This window comes from Lysinibacillus sp. G1-3 (genome assembly GCF_056322905.1).
Window position 1 is genome coordinate 115,276 of record NZ_JBWHYQ010000016.1, and the last position, 17,228, is coordinate 132,503.

Consider the following 17,228-nt stretch of genomic DNA (forward strand, 5'->3'; position numbering starts at 1 on the left):
GTGTTCTGCAATGTTTTGAGATAAAATTGGAATAACAACCATATAAAGAAATGTTTGGAGCAAAAATTATGACAAATCCTCGAAAAAAAATAATCTTGAATGAGATTTTGTTTTGGAAGCAAAATAAGCTATTACCAGAACATTACTGTGACTTTTTAGCCGCTCTTTATGCAGAGGGGGAAAATTTAGAGGAGTTAGAACCAGTACATCATAAACAAGCTATTTTGCCTTCTGAAAAGAGAAAGCTGCTACTTGTAATTGCAGGTATATGTATTGCGATGATTACTCTGCTAACTTTTTATTTTACAATACCATCTTTCATGATCATATTAACGGTTGTTGTTGGAATAGCTGCTGTAGCGTTATTTCTGACGGCATTTCGAATGGCACGAAAAAATGATTTATTAGCTCCTGTTTTCCATTTGTTAGCCGCTGTTTTATTGTTCAGTATGTCTATTCGAATTTACACTACATATTTTAACGGAAATAATATCGCATTGTTTTGCTTGATTGCAGCGAACTGTGGAGTTTGGCTTTGGTCCGGTTTAAAAATGAAGTTACTTTATTTCACGGTCTCAGGTGTCCTAGGGTTACTAGCACTGATCAGCTATTATATTATAAATTTATTATAACAACTCATTTTGTAAATTAGTTCGCCGACAAATGACAAGGATCTGTATGCTTTTATATAGCTTACAGATTCTTTTTTTGCATCATGATTCTACATATAAGCGTAATTAGAAGCAGTATATTAAAGTGCAGCATATTCATTAGCTAATGAATTATTTCGATAGCAATTTTAAGAAGTTATTTTAATTTTCTTGGTATATGAATGCGCAAATAGAGGAAAGATAACAACGTGTAAGGAATCTTAGTTAAACTTCTTCAGGCCGATTCTGGACGCGATTTTGGAAAGGTATAATTATTTGCTAAAAAGATAATAGTTAGTCCAAATATTGGCGATTTCAAGACATATTTTATCCAATAGATACAGAAATGTCGAATTTGTTACAAACAAAGGAAAACTTAGCGAATGGTCTTTTCGTTTCACGGTTAATGAAGTACAATATTAGATGTTGACTGATTCTATATTATAATAGAAGTAGATTTACAATGAGGAGGGGAAACATATGAAAAACAATCCAGTCGTTCCTTACATCTTAATTCTTGCATTTGGTATTGGTCTTATTTTCTTCATGTCTTTAACAGGTGCAGATAACAAAAAAGAAATTGCTGCTGAAAAAGAGGGCGGTGGCGAAAAGACAGAAGCTACTGATGACGGCTCAGCTTTAGTACAATCTTGTATTGGCTGTCACGCTGCTGACTTAACTGGTTCTGTAGGGCCAAACTTACATGGTTTAGATGAGGCTCATATCGTAGACGTTTTAACTAACGGTATCGAAGGCACACCAATGACACCTGGAATGAAAACTGAAGCGGAAGCAAAAGAAATCGCTAAGTACATTTCAACTCTAAAATAGTTTAACTTCATTCAGCGGATGTTCAAACAAACATCCGCTGAAATATAGGAACTCAGTCTAAGAACGCCACGTCCTGTGGCAACGACTGAGTGACCAACATCGTGTTGGCCTAAAGCCTCTGGCAGATGTCACGGAATCGGAAAGGAGTGCTTAGGGGATGTTAGCCTAAAATCATCGCATCCATGCGATAACGGCTAACTGACCTGCATCGTGCAGGCCTAAGCACAAAGCCAATTCCGGACGCAATTCTGCCGAGGCATAATTGATAAAAGTAGCTGCACTGAAAGCGTTTAATCGTAATTGGTGCAGCTACAATTTATTTATCTTCAATAAAATGGAGTTGCTCAAAATTTTTGAGACAACTCCATTTGTTTTTTTTCTCGACATCATACATACTAAGAATGGACACTATTGAAGACAGGCGGTAAAAAAATGAATGCACAAAAATTATCAAAACGATTAGAAACAGTAGCAAGCTTTGTTCCCTCAGGCGCAGTTGTAGCTGATATTGGGAGCGACCATGCATATTTACCATGCTACTTAATTCATAAAGGTATTGCTTCTTATGCAGTAGCAGGAGAAGTTGTGAAAGGGCCATTTGAATCAGCAGTAGGACAAGTGCAAAAAGAAGGCTTAACAGAAAAAATTACAGTACGACTTGCGAATGGTTTAGCAGCAGTGGAAGAAACGGACCATGTTGATACTGTTACTATTGCTGGAATGGGCGGTCCTTTGATTGTCTCCATTTTAGAGAAGCATCCTGAAAAATTAAATGGGGTAACAAGGCTTATTTTGCAGCCAAATATTCATGCTAAAGTGATTCGCGAATGGGCATTAGCACATAATTGGGCAATCCTGGACGAAGAGATTTTAGAGGAAGACGAAAAAATTTATGAAATTCTTGTATTGCAAAGAAGCACAATGACGTTAACGGAACCGGAAATTATATTTGGTCCGAGATTAATGCAACGAAAATCACCAGCATTTATTAAAAAATGGGCGCGTGAAAAAGAAAATTGGCAGCGTGTATTACAGTCTATTGAAGGGGCAGATCAAACACCTGAAATTGAAGAAAAACGTGCAGAGTTAGTTGCTTTACTCAATTTAGTGGAAGGGGTTCTGTGAGATGAAAACAGTAAACGGTCAGGAAATTATTCAATTGTTTGAATCATGGTCGCCTAAAAAGCTAGCCTGTATGGAAAATGACCCTATTGGTCTTGCAATTGGCACTTTAAACAAACCTGTAAGTAAAGTATTAGTCACGTTAGATGTTAATGAAGAAGTAGCCGATGAGGCTATTGCTCAAGGATGCGAACTAATCATTGCACATCATCCACCGATTTTTAGACGACTTTCGAATATTCGTACTGACAATCCAGCTGGGCGTTTATATGAAAAGCTAATTAAAAAAGATATTGCTGTTTATGCAGCACATACGAATCTAGATGTGGCTGAAGGTGGTGTTAACGATTTACTAGCAGATGCTCTCCAGCTTGAAAACCGTTTTATTCTCGAAGAAACTTATGCGGAAAATATGTTGAAGTTGGCTGTTTTTATACCGACTGCAAATGCCACTGATTTACGTGAGGCATTAGCAAAGGCAGGAGCAGGTCGAATTGGAGATTATGAAGCGTGTAGTTATACTACAATGGGGGAAGGGCGCTTCCGTCCACTAGAAGGTGCAAATCCACATGTAGGTGCTATTGGTGAATTACATGTTGAAGAAGAAGTGAAAATAGAAGTAGTATTTCCGGAATCCGTAAAAAATCGTGTGTTAAAGGTAATGTTAAATGCACATCCATATGAAGAGCCTGCCTATGATTTCATTCGTCTAGACCAGCAAACAAATGTAATGGGCTTAGGGCGAGTTGGTTATTTACCACAAGAAATGACTCTTCACGAATTCACACAATTTGTCAAGGAGCAGCTAGACGTACCTGCTGTACGAGTTGTTGGCGATTTACAGTCGAAAGTGAAAAAAGTTGCGCTTGTCGGAGGCGACGGCAATAAATATATCTATTCTGCGAAACGCGCTGGGGCAGATGTATTTTTAACAGGAGATATGTATTTCCATACTGCCCAGGATGCTCAAGCAATTGGTCTGCAAATCGTAGATCCAGGTCATCATGTGGAGAAGGTGATGATTGCCGGAGTAGCTAAAAAGATGGCAAGAATGTGTGAGGATAAAAAATATTCTGTTAAATTTGTACAATCTACTATTCATACAGAACCGTTTTTATTCGTGTAAGAGAGGGGAATTTCGGTGGGGAATGAAAGACCTGCTGGCAATAAAGGCGGCAAGTTATGGATCATGATCGGTTTGCTAATTGCTGTGTTTGGGCTAGGCATGACATTTATGACAAATACGATGAATGTCAAAAAAATTGATGCAATGACCGAGCAATGTGAAAAAGATGGCGGCGAAGCCATCGTCTCAAAAGAAAAGAAGTTTCTATCAACAAACTATTCATTTAAATGTAACCAGTAATAATAAAAAGGCTGAATTATAGTTGTAATATAATTCAGTCTTTTTATGCATGGATTAATTTTGGAGTGTTATGATAGGTGAGTATAAATTGTAATGAGAGGAGAGTTTTGGATTGTTTATTCGATTAACAAAAGAACAACAAGAAACAATAATAGCCGATATTCAACGATTTTTTTACAATAATCGAGATGAGGATATTTCTGAATTTGAAGCAGAAAGAGTATTTGATTTTATAAAGGAAAATATTGCTCCGCATATTTATAATGCAGCTATATCGGATACCAAATATGTTGTAGAAAGACAATATGCATCAATTGAGGATGAACTTGCAGCATTAGAAAGACCTATTAAATTAAAATAATTTAGTTCGGATGAAATAATTGGCAATTTTTAAAAATATATGATATTTTTATCTTGGATTAAAGATAATTTAATTCAAAGTAAAAACGGTTTAATTAACTATATGTGTATTGAATAAAGAAATGGATTCCTGTGCAACATGGCTAAGAGAACCGTTTTAATGTAAGTGAATGATTCGGTCACAATTTGAGGGATGGATGAAGGAGGAGTCATATGTTGAAAATTGGGGTTATTTTAGGGAGTACTCGTGAAGGGCGTTTAAGCCCGCAAGTTGGCGAATGGGTAAAGGCAGTAGCAGAAAAGCGTCGTGATGCAGAATATGAAATAATTGATATCGCTAACTTTAAATTACCACTGCTAGGTGAGCCAGGAGGAGATACTTCTGGAGTAGCTGAGTGGTCACAAAGTGTTGGTGCCTGTGATGGGTTTATTTTCATCGTTGGAGAATATAACCATTCCATTACCGGTGCACTAAAAAATGCATTAGACTACTTACGCGTGGAATGGAATAATAAGGCCGCAGGTATTGTTTCTTACGGTTCTGTCGGTGGTGCAAGAGCGGCTGAACATTTACGTGGAATTCTTGGTGAATTATTAGTAGCAGATGTTCGCGTGCATCCCGCTTTATCCTTATTTACTGACTTCGAAAACGGCACGGTCTTTAAACCGAAGGATGTGCAAGCAGATTCAGTAAATCAAATGTTAGATCAGCTTGTTCCTTGGGCAACAGCATTAAAAACGATTCGATAGGGATCTTTAGCAGTATGTACAGTAAAAAGTACATATTGCTTTTTTTTAACTCTTGATTGTTGATTTTCTCAAATAACAAGCGTATTCGAGGATTTTCGAATACGCTTGTTTTCGATCGGCAAATACATAAAAATCTACCTTTATAACGTTTCAATCTTTTGAAAAATCTCTTTGTATAGGATATCTAACTCTTTTTCATCTTTTAAATAAAAATACCAAGCATCTTCGCGATTTGCATCGATATCAGATATATAAATTGTCGTATGAGAACCATTATTTAATGATTCCCAATGAGCTGTTTCATAGGTAAGCCCTTCGTTTGTGAATGGCAAATTACGTTTTCTTGAATCAAAAAAAATAATAGGCATTTTAGAATCTTTATAAACTTTAACAAATCTATCTTCTGATGCTTCTTCAAACATCACTTGTGTTATCATAACAGCATCAAAATTTGTTGAAATAGTCAATGTATCTTCACTAAATTCATCTAATGAAATTGGTTTGAAATGAATTTTTTCGTTATGTAATTCAGGAATATCACCAACTACTGCAATTTTTAAAGGAGCTCCATCATATTTAACTTCATTATTTGAACACGCAACTAATAAAAACAAACTTACTATAAATAAAATTTTTTTCAAATTTATTAATTCCCCTTTTTTCGTAATTCCGTCCTTTTATTAACTATAATTGCTTATGTTTCTTTCATTATATATCAACGTACTACAAATATTCCCCAAAAAATTATTGAGCTAATATTTTTCTTAAAGGTGTCGTTGAGGTAAAAGCTTCTGTGCTAATCCTGTTTATTAAAAGTAGAATATTTCAGAAACAATCAATGATTTTTAGAATTGTGGAACTTTTCAGAATGGCACCCGTCTCCATTAGTGTAATCAAATTGGATTTGAAGGAAAAAGGATTGGAGTGTAAAGTGTGACACAAAAACAAACTAAGAATGAATTTTGGTCATGGTTTAAAGTGATTGGAATAGCCATCATTTTTACAATGAGTGTACGTTATTTTATTCTATCTCCTGTTGTTGTAAAAGGTGCTTCAATGGAGCCGACTTTTGAAACTGGAGATAAAGTTATTGTTAATAAAGTGGGACCACGAATAACCAATTATGACCGCTTCGATGTTATTGTCTTTGAAACAAAAGAAGATAAGCATTATATTAAAAGAATTATCGGTTTACCAGGAGATCATGTAGCCTACAAAGATGACGTTTTATTTATAAACGGGGAAGCTTTTGATGAGCCTTATTTAACAGAATATAAAGAAGGGTTACTTGATAAAGGTGATTTTACATATGATTTCACCCTTGAGGAGCAATTAGAAGAAATGACTGTACCAGAGGGGCATTTTTTCGTTCTTGGGGATAATCGCCGACGAAGTATAGATAGTCGGAGTTCGGATATCGGATTCGTTTCGCAGGATACAATTTTAGGGACAACAGACTTTATATTGTGGCCATTTGAAAGGCTTGGTAGTACACATTAGTTAGTGCGTAGCCTAACTTAAATAAAGGAAGGAAAAGAATATGAAAATGGTTACCGTTGATCATTATGATGCGTTTAGCACGATCCCTAATATGGGGAATCCGGCAGGTGTCGTCGTTGAGGGAAATCAGTATAGTGAAATAGAAATGCAGGCTATTGCTAAACAAATAGGCTTTAACGAAACAGCTTTTGCGCTAAAATCGGATAAAGCCGATTTACGTATACGTTATTTCACACCAGGGCATGAGGTGAATTTATGTGGACACGCAACAATGGCAACGATTTATGCACTAAAAACAAAAGGATTACTAGACGATAAATCAAAACTAACTATTGAGACGAAGGCAGGAATTCTCGTAATTGAGATAAAAGAACAAAAAGCAGGACGAATTTACATCACTATGCAACATGCAATACCTCAGTTTGAAGCCTTTAACGGTTCAAAATTTAAACTTGCTCAATCAATTGGACTAACAGAGGACGCGATACATCCCGAATTACCGATAGTTTATGGAAGCACAGGAATTTGGACATTGCTAATCCCTATTAAAAATTTATCATACTTTGACAAAATGACGCCGCATTCTGCAGATTTTCCAGCTATCCTAGAAGAAATGCCAAAAGCATCTTTGCATCCTTTTTGCTTAGAGGCAATTGATAAGAATGCTGATATGCACGCAAGACACTTCTCATCACCTTATTCTGGAACAATTGAAGATATAGCTACAGGTACTGCCTCTGGTGTTATGGGAGCATATTTTGCAAATTATATCAATCGGGAAGCTCAATTGCCAAAAACAATTATTGTAGAACAAGGTCAGGAACTTGGAAAGGATGGGCGTGTGTATGTACATGTAAAAAACGACGAGGGGAAACTGAATATATCGATAACTGGAACTGCTGTACATGTGAAAGAACTACAAGTGCATATTTAAAAAGGGCTGCTTACAGTATTTTTATTGCTTAGGAAGTAGCCCTTTTGGATATGCTTCCACTTCATTAATGTTTTATTTCTTCAATGACTTTCTCTTTTAAATCTGCATCCATAGAGGAAAGTTTAACGTTATTAGTGAGACGTTCTTTTAATTCTCTATCTGTCATAATACCGCGCTCCTCTAGAATTTGAACAAGTAGATCTAGTGTCATTAAATTTTTGATGTCTGCTGCTTTAGTACCCATTTAAAATACCCTCCAAAAGTATAGTATTTCTACCTCTTTAGTGTACTCCTCTTTTTGAGGGATGGCATAAAAAGGTCAAAACAAAGCGAATTTATTTCGCGTCCCGGAATATATTGAATGATTCTAGCAGTAGTGGAAGACATACACTGGCTTTTATGAGAAATCAACGACAATTAATTGTAAATGCAATGAAGCTACTTAGATAATTTCTACCATCAAAAAAACTCCTTGCAATAGGAGTTTTATCGTCCATATCTATTTAAACCGAATTTTTATGTATATGCATTGGTGCGAGGCTTGTTGACTCCTAGGAATTTGCGACTGAAACCCCTGGGAAAGTGTCCAATTGGAATGGAACCAAATCACCGTTTTGGTGAGGAGCCTACTTATTACTCATTGAGAATAAAGCTTGATACAGAGTTGCTAGCAAAGCAACAAAGAGCGTATCGTCAGAGTTAAAAAGTTTAAAAGATATCCCAATACGCACAAGTTCAGTTTCTATAGTACTAGCACTTGCGATTTTTTCATCATTACAATACAAATAGGCGGTTGAAGTAAAATCCTTTTCAAAGCGAAAAGCGAGTCCATCCATTGTAAAGGCGTAGGAGGATTCAAGTAATTGAACCGTCTTCCGTTGTATCGGTAAAATGGATCCATCTGGCATAATAAGCTGATGGCTAACACCCTTTGTTAATGGTGTAAATTGCACTTGAAAAAGCGGTGCCCCTAAAGTAGTACGAGTTTCATAGCGATGTGGCAATGTCTGCTGTGCAGCAACTAACATTACAGCGTTGATTACTTTTCCAACAGATGAACGTTCAATCTTTTGTAGCAGACAAACCGTCTCATTTTGTTCATTCACAATAGGTATATTTGTAAAGCTTTCGAAAGCTTTTGGATAGGTAAGGGTAAATGTAGTCATAAAAAAAGCCTCCAATCTACTTACTATACGGGGAAGCATAACCCCAGGTTTCACCTTCAACAAAAATTTTGATAGAAAATTAAAGAGAGGAATCACAAATGAATGATAAAATACGTAAGTTTTTTTATATAAATAAAGGTTAACAATAAAAAAGGCTGACCGATCATGCGAAATTTTCACGTTCGGACAGCCTTTGTTTTTATTATTGAGTTGTGACTTCTCCTGCAAGGGCACGTTTTTCTTGTTCTGGATCGAATTCTTTTTCCATTTTTGATACGACAACAGTTGCTACACCATTACCAATTAAGTTTGTCACGGCGCGAGCCTCAGACATAAAGCGGTCGACCCCGATTAAAAGTGCAATCCCTTCCACTGGAATCATAGGGAATGCTGCTAATGTTGCTGCGAGCGTAATAAAGCCTGAGCCTGTTACACCAGCTGCCCCTTTAGAAGTTAGCATTAAAATAGCAAGCAATGTAATTTGATGCCAAACATCTAAATCAACTCCATAAGCTTGTGCGATAAAAATAGCCGCCATGGATAAGTAAATGGACGTGCCATCAAGGTTAAAGGAGTACCCTGTTGGAATGACAAGACCAACGACCTGTTTTGAGCAACCATAGTTCTCTAATTTGCGCATCATCGAAGGCAATGCAGATTCTGATGATGATGTCCCAATAACGATAAAAATTTCATCTTTAATATATTTAATAAACTTAAAAATACTAAATCCGAAGTATCGTGAAATAAGACCAATGATCACTACGATAAAGATAAACATTGTAATATACACGGATAACATTAAAAATCCTAAGTTTCCAAGTGATTTAAGACCAAAATTTCCGATTGTGTAGCTCATTGCACCAAATGCACCAATCGGGGAAACCTTCATGACCATATTAACAATTTTAAAGAATATATCTGCTACTCGTTCGAAAAATGTAATAACTGGTTTAGCTGGTTCACCAATAGCAGCAGCTGCTACGCCAAATAAAACAGCTGAGAATAAAACAGGTAATAACTCTCCATTTGCAAGTGCTCCTACAACATTATCAGGTATAATTTGCATAATGAATGCACCAATACCATGTTCTGTAGCGGCTGCCGCCTCTGTATATTGAGAAACGTCTGCACCGTTAGCAGCTGCTGTATTAAATCCTTTACCAGGTTGTACAAGATTGACAACGATTAAGCCGATCGCAAGTGCGAAAGTAGAGACAATTTCAAAATAAATTAATGCCTTCCCGCCAATTTTACCAACTTTTTTTACATCACCCATACTACCAATTCCAATAACAACTGTTAAGAAAATGATAGGAGCTATTAACATCTTAATTAGTTTAATAAAAATATCTGCTAATATTTTCAACTTCGCTCCGAATTCTGGGAACGTAGCACCTACAATAATACCTAGCACAATGGCAATCAGTACTTGTACAGTTAAGTTTTTAAAATTTATACGCATAAAGTTCTCCCCTTACACTACTTATGAATATTATGTGAACGCTTTCATGTGGTTATCATAGCTGAAATTTTCCGACAATAGTTTTTATGACCGTAATGTTTCTATTGTTCATTTTGTTCATTTTTAGCCGCAGGGTCGATAAAGATAGTCATAGTAAGGGTTTTTGGCTGTTTTATAGTAGATTTGCAATTTTGGAATCTATTATAATACAAAAGAAAAAAATCCCCACGAAAGTGAGGATTTCATCATTAATGAACAAAATTATTAATTTCATATTAACGGGCAGTGAAGAAACCTCACTGTTTAACAGTCTCACTTTAAGGAGATACAATTTTTTCTATTTCCGATAAAACATCGTTATTTTGTACATTGTTTCTATAAAAATCATAGACAGGTGCTAGTTTTTCTTTAAAACGTTGTCGTTCCTCATTGGTCATCGTATAAATCTCAAAATTATCTTGCTGCTCAAGTTTTTGTAAATCTTCTTTGTTCATTTCTACAGCTTGTTCAAATTGCCAGTCTGTTGTTTCTTTCATAGCCTCCATAATCTGTTTTTGGATTTTTGGAGGTAAGGATTTCCAAAATTTATCATTAATTAAAACAGCGTATCCTAAAATGCCATGCTTAGTTAATGTCATATGCTTTTGCACCTTATAGAAACCTTTAGAATAAATGTTTGACGCTGTGTTTTCCTGAGCATCAATAGTATTCGATTCTAAATCAGTAAAAACCTCGCTAAAGGAGATTGGAGTTGGGGTAGCCCCAACAGCCTCGAATTGCTTTTCAAGCGTTTTACTTGGCATTGTACGGACTCGTAGGCCTTTTAAGTCTTCAAATGTATGAATAGGGTGATTGACAGTAGTTAAATGTTTAAAGCCATTATGCCAAAAACCTAGTCCTTTTATATGAAAGGGTTCAAGTTCATTTAACAATTCTTCACCAATCGAACCTGTAAGAACTTCGTGGACCTCATCATCCGTATTAAAAAGGTAAGGTAAATCAAGAACCTGCAAATTTGGTATATAGGATGTCATCTTTGAAAAAGTAGGGATAATCATTTCTACTTCTCCATTTTCTAAAGCCTGAAACTCATTTTCATCATTAAACAAAGAAGAGTTTGGATAGACGTGTACCTTCACCTCACCATTTGTTTTTTCCTGAACAAGTTCGGCGAATTTACTTGCCGCCTGTCCTTTTGGTGTATTCTCAGCTACCACATGACTTAAGTGAATCGTTATTTGTGTATCCAAGCCTTTTTGCTCATCGTCATAGGGAAGAGGCTTGGCGAATAGTAAGCCTTGTTGAACACCAATCGCTATCGTTAATAATAAAACGGTTACTATTGTTCCAATAATAAATTTTTTCATCAATTACACCCAATTTATTCGTATTTTCTGATGTTTTTGTTATTCTAACATATGGAGTAAGCTAAAATATAGTAAGAGGGAGGCGTACATCTTGAAATTTCAAAAATTATCGATGAAGAGAAAAATTATGTCTCTGACTTTTTTTATTCTCATGCTCTCCTTTAGTATAGGTGGTACATTTTTGCTAGGGTATGTCATGAATGAACAAAAGGATAAGCTTGGAAATCAGGCGCTGCTTGTCGCAAAAACAGTATCACAGCTTCCTGAGCTGAAAACGTACATTGCTAATAATAATTTTAACGAGGATACGGAACACATTAACCCTGTAGTGGAAGAAATACGTGATATAAACAGAGCACAGTATATTGTTGTCCTTGATATGCAAAGGCGCAAGTATTCACATCCAAAAACAGAAGAAATTGGTCGAGTTTCGCAATCAGGTGATCTAAATGCAGCGTTTTCTGAGCATTATTATACATCTATTGCACATGGTGAACATGGAGATATGATACGAGCATTCGTCCCGATTATGAGTAAAGAAGGAAAACAAATTGGTGTAGTAGTAGTAGGCTATAGTGTTTTAACAATTGCGGAGTTACTACAATCGATTCAAACAGAATTAATCATTACAATCTTATTGTCTCTTTTCTTTAGTGCATGGGGGGCTCATACGTTAGGCCTTCATATGAAAAAGCAAATGTTTGGGTTAGAGCCTCATGAAATTGCTAAAATGTATGTAGAACGAACAGAAACCTTTAACGCAATGCATGAAGGGATTATTGCTATAGATAATGAATTGACAATCACAATATTTAATGAAAAAGCATGTGAAATATTAGGTGTACATAAACAACCATCAACATTAATAGGGAAGAAAATTTTTGATATATTACCGGATACACGACTACCGGAAATTTTGGAGCTAGATCAACCTATTTTCAATCGTGAGCTCTATATTAATGATCACAGTATTATGAGTAATCGTATTCCTATACAAGTTAATGGAAAAACGGTTGGCGCTGTGGCCATGTTTAAGGATCGTACAGAAGTGAAAAAGCTTGCAGAGGAATTAACGGGTGTTAAGGCATTCGTACAAGCATTACGCGTACAAACACATGAGCATAAAAATAAATTGCACACAATTGCTGGTCTTTTGCAGCTTGGACATCAGGAACAAGCACTAACTTACTTAACGCAAGTAAAAGAAGAACACGATGAAATTACAAACTTTTTAAATGAACGGATTAAAAATGAAAATATTTCAGGGCTTCTCCTTAGTAAAATTTCCTATGCGAAAGAGCAGGGAATTCTACTGGAAATTGATAGAGAAAGCCGTTTGACAACATTTCCTAACAATTTAGACCATCATGATTTTGTTATTTTATTTGGTAACTTAATTGAAAATGCTTTTGATGCATTAAAGGATGTACAAATTGAAGAAAAAATGATCCATGTTTCTGTTGATGAGGATGAGGATGTGCTTGCAATCCTAGTAACAGATAATGGTAAAGGTATGACAAATGAAGTAAAATCACATATTTTTGATAACGGTTATTCAACAAAAGAGAAAAAAGGTCGAGGCATTGGACTTTATTTAATAAAAGAAATTGTACAAAAAGGAAAGGGAGAAATAGAAGTCATAAGTGAGCCGAATAAGGGAACAAGCTTTTTAATAACTTTTTACCATACTTAATAGGCGTATTACCCAACTACTAATGGTTCATTTGACGTTCTAGGAAGTGGGGATTTAAGGGATTTAAGTATTTATAATTGAAGTAGAAGTGAATAATTTATGGGAACAGTGTGACTCTCTTTAGAAGCATACTTTAGTGAAAATTTACACATATAGAGATAGAACAGAGTGTATGGAGGGCTAACAGTGACACAAACAAAGGTTTTATTAATAGAGGACGATCCAATGGTGCGAGAAGTTAATCGCCAATTTATTGAGAAGATAGCTGGTTTTGAAGTAATTGGACAAGCCTCAAATGGAGTAGAGGGGATTGCTCAAATTCGAAAACTTAAACCAGAATTAGTATTTATGGATATTTTCATGCCAGAGCAGGATGGAGTGACAAGCTTACGAAAAATTCGTGAACTTGAATTACCAGTAGATGTAATTACGGTAACCGCTGCTAATGATATGGAAACTGTCAAACAGGTCCTGCATCTTGGCGTCTTTGATTATATTATGAAACCTTTTTCATTTGAACGAGTGCAAGGCACGCTTGAAAATTATTTGCGTTTCAAAAAGCAAATACAAACAGAGCGTGAGTTAACACAGGGGGAGCTCGATCAATTATTCCATTATCGTGATGGGCATAATGAGGTGCAGCAAACAAATGTCGTACGCTCGGAAAAAAGTTTACCTAAAGGTTTTAATCGTGCAACACTAGAGAAAGTTGTACACTATTTGCAATCTGTAGAAGGAGCATCGGCCGAAGAAGTTGCCAGTGGTGTAGGTATTGCACGCGTAACAGCAAGACGATACTTAGATTATTTAGAAAAGCAAAAGGAAATTACGATGGATGTACATTATGGTGGCATTGGTCGTCCGGTCAACTATTATTTTAGTAAATAATGAAAAACCCTGATTGTCGAAACAGACAATCAGGATTTTTCAGTTAGTACGGCATAATTTTATCAACAGGCTTTGGCGTTTTAATTTTAGGTAAAATTTTATCTAATGTAACTGTACGCTTAATGTCATGTGTTGATTCATCATTTTCATCGAATTGCTCAAGGAATGAAATAACCTCTTTTACAATTGGTGTTGGTGTTGACGCCCCTGCAGTGACAGCGACGGAATTAATGCCTTTTAACCATTCAATTTTTAGCTCAGAAACGTCTGAAATTCGATAAGATGGTGTACCTGCTATTTCAACAGATACTTGTGTTAAACGATTTGAGTTATTGGATTTTGGGTCACCAACAACAACAAGTAATTCTGCTTCCCCGGCTTGCTGAGCAACTGCCTCCTGACGTACCTGGGTTGCCAAACAAATCTCCTTATGCACCTCAATATGTGGGAATTTCTCTTTTAAACTATCCATTAAATGAGCGACATCCCATTGACTCATCGTCGTTTGATTCGTTACTAGTAATTTATCATTCGTTAAATTTAATGCATCAATATCAGTGGAGGATTGCACTAAATGCACGTGATCAGGTGCAACGCCAATAGCTCCTTCTGGCTCAGGATGGCCTTTTTTACCGATATAAATAATATCATAGCCATTTGATGATTTTTCACGAATTAAATCGTGTGTAACTGTTACGTCAGGACATGTAGCATCAATGGATACTAAGCCTTTTCGCTTCGCAATTTCACGAATTTCAGGTGAAACACCGTGCGCTGTGAAAATAACAGTGCCAGTTTCAACTTGTTCAATAATATCTAAACGATTCTCGCCATCTAGTGTGATGATGCCATCTGCTTCAAAGGCATCCGTGACATGTTTATTATGCACAATCATACCTAAAATGTAGATAGGTCTTGGTAATGTTTTATCTAATGCGGCGTTTCGAGCGATGACCATCGCATCAACAACACCGTAGCAATAGCCACGTGGATTAATTTTTAATACTTGCATGGTTGTGACTCCTTTCAAGCTTACCTATCTACATTATAACGGACAGGAACGGCGAATACAAAGAAACCTTCATTTACATAGGTGGCTGGAAAATACGAGGCTTAGACGGAAGTGGATTAGCTGGCGTATATGATGTATTTTCTCGAGAAGCTGTTCGACTTTTGCTAGAACCTCCTCCTCCACTAGCTGCTGCTTCAGCTGCTACTGCTCCAGCCCCTGCGGCAGCTCCTGCAGAAGGAAGACCTTGAAATCCTTTATACAATTTTAAAAGTGACGGAATATTTTTCACCATTGGCATTGCTTGCTGAATGTAAGGCGTATATGTTTTCGCTGAGTTAAATAAGCTATTCGCCTGTTGTAGAAATGAACCAATTTTTGACGGTTCCTGCATAGATGGCATTGGCATTTGTCCTCCAAATGATCCTATTCCACTAGACATTGGAAAGCCACCCGGCATTCGTGCTTGATTTGGGAAGCCTCCGGGCGGGAAAAAGGACTGTGGTGACATCTGTGGAGGCATTTGCATTGGCATTTGCATCGGCATTTGCATGGGCATTCTTGGCATCCCCATGCCACCAGGATACATTGGGAACTGATAAGGTGGTCTAAATACCATAACGATCTCCTTTCAATAGTGATTTATCATTGATGACATACCTGATTATAAATATGATATGCAGAAGGGTAAGTTAGCGTTCGACACACAAAAAAATAACTAGGGCGATTGTAAATCTGCGACCATCAAGAAATTAATGCTGTTGCAAGGCATTAAGTGAAGAAGGGGGATCAGAAGGAAGAAATGAATAAATTTAAGAGGTTCATCACTGTTTTAAGGCTCACAAAAAAGCGAGATAGTTCCAATGGAATTTTTACATTTGGAATTACCTCGCTATATTCTCTACAAATTCATTTATGTGAAATTCTCTCTGTTTAGAAGGAGGGACATAAGCATTAGAGGGCTGTTATAAAAATAGAAACCACGTTTTTTAGTAATAGCCTTTATTTACATCTATTTGCTTCTTTATAGTATCGCGCATCCTAGCTAACTGTTCAAAGTATTTCTTGTCTTTCAAATAGCATTAACAACTTCATGTCCCATTAAAAAATGAATGATACATCCTCTTCTTTGTATGTCAAGAATATGCAATAATGCTTCAATTTTTGCGATAGCTTCATCAATTAGGTCATCATAGGTTAATATAAAATGTTGTTGAGTACGGTCTATGCTTGAATAGCAGCATAAATACCTTGATACCTTTACTGAAGTAAGTAATAATCATTTTCAAAAAAATCGTTTTTATCAAGTCTATCAATAATAAATACCCTGTTTAAAGCAATGGCGATTAGCAAAGTTAAGAAAGGTCAAATCCTATTCTTCTTCATGACAACGAAGCATTCTGTACCCAACGCGGACATGTGTCTGGATTAACTTTGGGTTAGTTGGATTATCCTCTATTTTCTTTCTAAGAGTAGCCATGAAAACTCTTAAACTTGGAACATCCGATTGAAGTATGTTGTGCCAAATTTCCTTTAAAATAAAATTATGCGTTAATACTTTGCCGACATGCTTTGATAAAACAACCAAGAGCTTATACTCAATAGGCGTCAAATGTACTTCTTTCCCATTTACAAACACAGTATTTGCCGCGTAGTTTATTTGTAAATTCCCATTTACAAAAACAGAGGGTTCGTTTTCTAGCTGATGCTCGAACGACATTCTTCTCAAAGCTACTCGAATTCGGGCTAAAAGCTCTTCAACACTGAAGGGCTTTGTAACATAATCGTCTGCTCCAGCATCTAAAGCATTGATTTTATCGTGCTCTTCGCCACGTGCACTAACTACAATAATAGGTGTTTGAGTCCAGCTTCTAATCTTTGTTATAAGCTCTACACCGTCTATGTCTGGTAGTCCTAAATCCAATATAAATACGTCTGGATTCATGGCAAGAGCCTTTTGTAGAGCGCTATTACCATCTCGTGCAATGTCGAATTCATACTGCTGAGTAGCTAATGTCATTTTAATTAAATTTCCAATAGCTACATCGTCTTCTACTACTAGAATTCGTTTATTCATCGAATTTCATTACTCCTTTTTCAGCTCATCCCCATAACGCGGATGGGAGT

At 36.3% G+C, this 17,228-nt stretch carries 19 protein-coding genes; 11 read left to right on the forward strand and 8 right to left on the reverse strand.

Going from position 1 to position 17,228, the window contains the following annotated elements:
- The first annotated feature begins 68 nt into the window (after positions 1–68).
- From ACVYAD_RS17695 to ACVYAD_RS17725, 7 genes are all read left to right on the forward strand, one after another.
- The gene (locus ACVYAD_RS17695) at positions 69–632 is read left to right on the forward strand and encodes a hypothetical protein (RefSeq protein WP_386827553.1); all 564 of its coding nucleotides are present in this window, start codon (positions 69–71) and stop codon (positions 630–632) included.
- 498 nt (positions 633–1,130) lie between these two features.
- Positions 1,131–1,481, forward strand: coding sequence for a c-type cytochrome (locus ACVYAD_RS17700; protein WP_349660383.1), 351 nt, complete (start codon positions 1,131–1,133; stop codon positions 1,479–1,481).
- Between the two features lie 432 nt (positions 1,482–1,913).
- Complete coding sequence (locus tag ACVYAD_RS17705; protein ID WP_476427331.1) at positions 1,914–2,606, forward strand: tRNA (adenine(22)-N(1))-methyltransferase; 693 nt, start codon at positions 1,914–1,916, stop codon at positions 2,604–2,606.
- A gap of 1 nt (position 2,607) precedes the next feature.
- A complete protein-coding gene (locus ACVYAD_RS17710) occupies positions 2,608–3,729 on the forward strand; it encodes a Nif3-like dinuclear metal center hexameric protein (RefSeq protein ID WP_476427332.1) in 1,122 nt (373 codons plus the stop codon).
- 15 nt (positions 3,730–3,744) lie between these two features.
- On the forward strand, positions 3,745–3,969 hold the full coding sequence (locus ACVYAD_RS17715; RefSeq protein WP_349660380.1) for a hypothetical protein: 225 nt from the start codon (positions 3,745–3,747) through the stop codon (positions 3,967–3,969).
- 112 nt (positions 3,970–4,081) lie between these two features.
- Positions 4,082–4,330, forward strand: coding sequence for a DUF2164 domain-containing protein (locus tag ACVYAD_RS17720; RefSeq protein WP_349660379.1), 249 nt, complete (start codon positions 4,082–4,084; stop codon positions 4,328–4,330).
- Between the two features lie 212 nt (positions 4,331–4,542).
- Complete coding sequence (locus ACVYAD_RS17725) at positions 4,543–5,079, forward strand: NADPH-dependent FMN reductase (protein ID WP_349660378.1); 537 nt, start codon at positions 4,543–4,545, stop codon at positions 5,077–5,079.
- 140 nt (positions 5,080–5,219) lie between these two features.
- Here ACVYAD_RS17725 and ACVYAD_RS17730 read toward each other — a convergent pair whose 3' ends face one another.
- Positions 5,220–5,720, reverse strand: a complete 501-nt coding sequence (locus ACVYAD_RS17730; protein WP_476427333.1) for an amino acid oxidase — start codon at positions 5,718–5,720, stop codon at positions 5,220–5,222.
- 292 nt (positions 5,721–6,012) lie between these two features.
- Here ACVYAD_RS17730 and lepB point away from each other — a divergent pair, with 292 nt between their 5' ends.
- Together lepB and ACVYAD_RS17740 are read left to right on the forward strand one after the other, a co-directional pair.
- Positions 6,013–6,579 (forward strand): signal peptidase I, encoded by a 567-nt coding sequence (lepB, locus tag ACVYAD_RS17735; protein WP_349660376.1) that lies wholly within the window; start codon positions 6,013–6,015, stop codon positions 6,577–6,579.
- 40 nt (positions 6,580–6,619) lie between these two features.
- Complete coding sequence (locus ACVYAD_RS17740; RefSeq protein ID WP_476427334.1) at positions 6,620–7,513, forward strand: PhzF family phenazine biosynthesis isomerase; 894 nt, start codon at positions 6,620–6,622, stop codon at positions 7,511–7,513.
- A gap of 64 nt (positions 7,514–7,577) precedes the next feature.
- Here ACVYAD_RS17740 and ACVYAD_RS17745 read toward each other — a convergent pair whose 3' ends face one another.
- The 4 genes from ACVYAD_RS17745 to ACVYAD_RS17760 form a co-directional block, all read right to left on the reverse strand.
- Positions 7,578–7,757: a hypothetical protein gene (locus ACVYAD_RS17745; RefSeq protein ID WP_349660374.1), complete on the reverse strand. Its 180-nt coding sequence runs from the start codon at positions 7,755–7,757 to the stop codon at positions 7,578–7,580.
- 382 nt (positions 7,758–8,139) lie between these two features.
- Positions 8,140–8,679, reverse strand: coding sequence for a tubby C-terminal domain-like protein (locus tag ACVYAD_RS17750; RefSeq protein WP_349660373.1), 540 nt, complete (start codon positions 8,677–8,679; stop codon positions 8,140–8,142).
- Between the two features lie 202 nt (positions 8,680–8,881).
- Positions 8,882–10,144: a dicarboxylate/amino acid:cation symporter gene (locus ACVYAD_RS17755; protein ID WP_349660372.1), complete on the reverse strand. Its 1,263-nt coding sequence runs from the start codon at positions 10,142–10,144 to the stop codon at positions 8,882–8,884.
- Positions 10,145–10,461: 317 nt separating this feature from the next.
- Positions 10,462–11,511 carry a TRAP transporter substrate-binding protein gene (locus tag ACVYAD_RS17760; protein ID WP_476427335.1) on the reverse strand — a complete coding sequence of 350 codons (1,050 nt, stop codon included), beginning with the start codon at positions 11,509–11,511 and terminating at the stop codon, positions 10,462–10,464.
- Between the two features lie 112 nt (positions 11,512–11,623).
- Between ACVYAD_RS17760 and ACVYAD_RS17765 the strand changes: the two genes are divergently transcribed.
- Both ACVYAD_RS17765 and ACVYAD_RS17770 read left to right on the forward strand, forming a co-directional pair.
- Positions 11,624–13,204 (forward strand): ATP-binding protein, encoded by a 1,581-nt coding sequence (locus tag ACVYAD_RS17765; RefSeq protein ID WP_476427348.1) that lies wholly within the window; start codon positions 11,624–11,626, stop codon positions 13,202–13,204.
- A 186-nt stretch (positions 13,205–13,390) separates the two neighbouring features.
- A complete protein-coding gene (locus tag ACVYAD_RS17770) occupies positions 13,391–14,092 on the forward strand; it encodes a response regulator (RefSeq protein WP_349660370.1) in 702 nt (233 codons plus the stop codon).
- A 43-nt stretch (positions 14,093–14,135) separates the two neighbouring features.
- Here the strand turns inward: ACVYAD_RS17770 and ACVYAD_RS17775 are convergent, their stop codons facing one another.
- The 3 genes from ACVYAD_RS17775 to ACVYAD_RS17785 all read right to left on the reverse strand — a co-directional run bounded on the left by ACVYAD_RS17775 (position 14,136) and on the right by ACVYAD_RS17785 (position 17,178).
- Positions 14,136–15,104: a 4-hydroxy-3-methylbut-2-enyl diphosphate reductase gene (locus tag ACVYAD_RS17775; protein ID WP_349660369.1), complete on the reverse strand. Its 969-nt coding sequence runs from the start codon at positions 15,102–15,104 to the stop codon at positions 14,136–14,138.
- A gap of 73 nt (positions 15,105–15,177) precedes the next feature.
- Positions 15,178–15,720, reverse strand: a complete 543-nt coding sequence (vrrA, locus tag ACVYAD_RS17780) for a VrrA/YqfQ family protein (protein WP_349660368.1) — start codon at positions 15,718–15,720, stop codon at positions 15,178–15,180.
- A 753-nt stretch (positions 15,721–16,473) separates the two neighbouring features.
- A complete protein-coding gene (locus tag ACVYAD_RS17785) occupies positions 16,474–17,178 on the reverse strand; it encodes a response regulator transcription factor (RefSeq protein ID WP_476427336.1) in 705 nt (234 codons plus the stop codon).
- Positions 17,179–17,228: the final 50 nt, after the last annotated feature.

Coding starts and splice junctions, on each gene's coding strand:
- ACVYAD_RS17750 (WP_349660373.1), bottom strand. CDS start 8,679: ATGACTACATTTACCCTTACCTATCCAAAAGCTTTCGAAAGCTTTACA.
- ACVYAD_RS17710 (WP_476427332.1), top strand. CDS start 2,608: ATGAAAACAGTAAACGGTCAGGAAATTATTCAATTGTTTGAATCATGG.
- ACVYAD_RS17760 (WP_476427335.1), bottom strand. CDS start 11,511: ATGAAAAAATTTATTATTGGAACAATAGTAACCGTTTTATTATTAACG.
- ACVYAD_RS17755 (WP_349660372.1), bottom strand. CDS start 10,144: ATGCGTATAAATTTTAAAAACTTAACTGTACAAGTACTGATTGCCATT.
- ACVYAD_RS17740 (WP_476427334.1), top strand. CDS start 6,620: ATGAAAATGGTTACCGTTGATCATTATGATGCGTTTAGCACGATCCCT.
- ACVYAD_RS17765 (WP_476427348.1), top strand. CDS start 11,624: ATGAAGAGAAAAATTATGTCTCTGACTTTTTTTATTCTCATGCTCTCC.
- ACVYAD_RS17775 (WP_349660369.1), bottom strand. CDS start 15,104: ATGCAAGTATTAAAAATTAATCCACGTGGCTATTGCTACGGTGTTGTT.
- ACVYAD_RS17700 (WP_349660383.1), top strand. CDS start 1,131: ATGAAAAACAATCCAGTCGTTCCTTACATCTTAATTCTTGCATTTGGT.
- ACVYAD_RS17705 (WP_476427331.1), top strand. CDS start 1,914: ATGAATGCACAAAAATTATCAAAACGATTAGAAACAGTAGCAAGCTTT.
- ACVYAD_RS17695 (WP_386827553.1), top strand. CDS start 69: ATGACAAATCCTCGAAAAAAAATAATCTTGAATGAGATTTTGTTTTGG.
- ACVYAD_RS17785 (WP_476427336.1), bottom strand. CDS start 17,178: ATGAATAAACGAATTCTAGTAGTAGAAGACGATGTAGCTATTGGAAAT.
- ACVYAD_RS17745 (WP_349660374.1), bottom strand. CDS start 7,757: ATGGGTACTAAAGCAGCAGACATCAAAAATTTAATGACACTAGATCTA.
- ACVYAD_RS17725 (WP_349660378.1), top strand. CDS start 4,543: ATGTTGAAAATTGGGGTTATTTTAGGGAGTACTCGTGAAGGGCGTTTA.
- vrrA (WP_349660368.1), bottom strand. CDS start 15,720: ATGGTATTTAGACCACCTTATCAGTTCCCAATGTATCCTGGTGGCATG.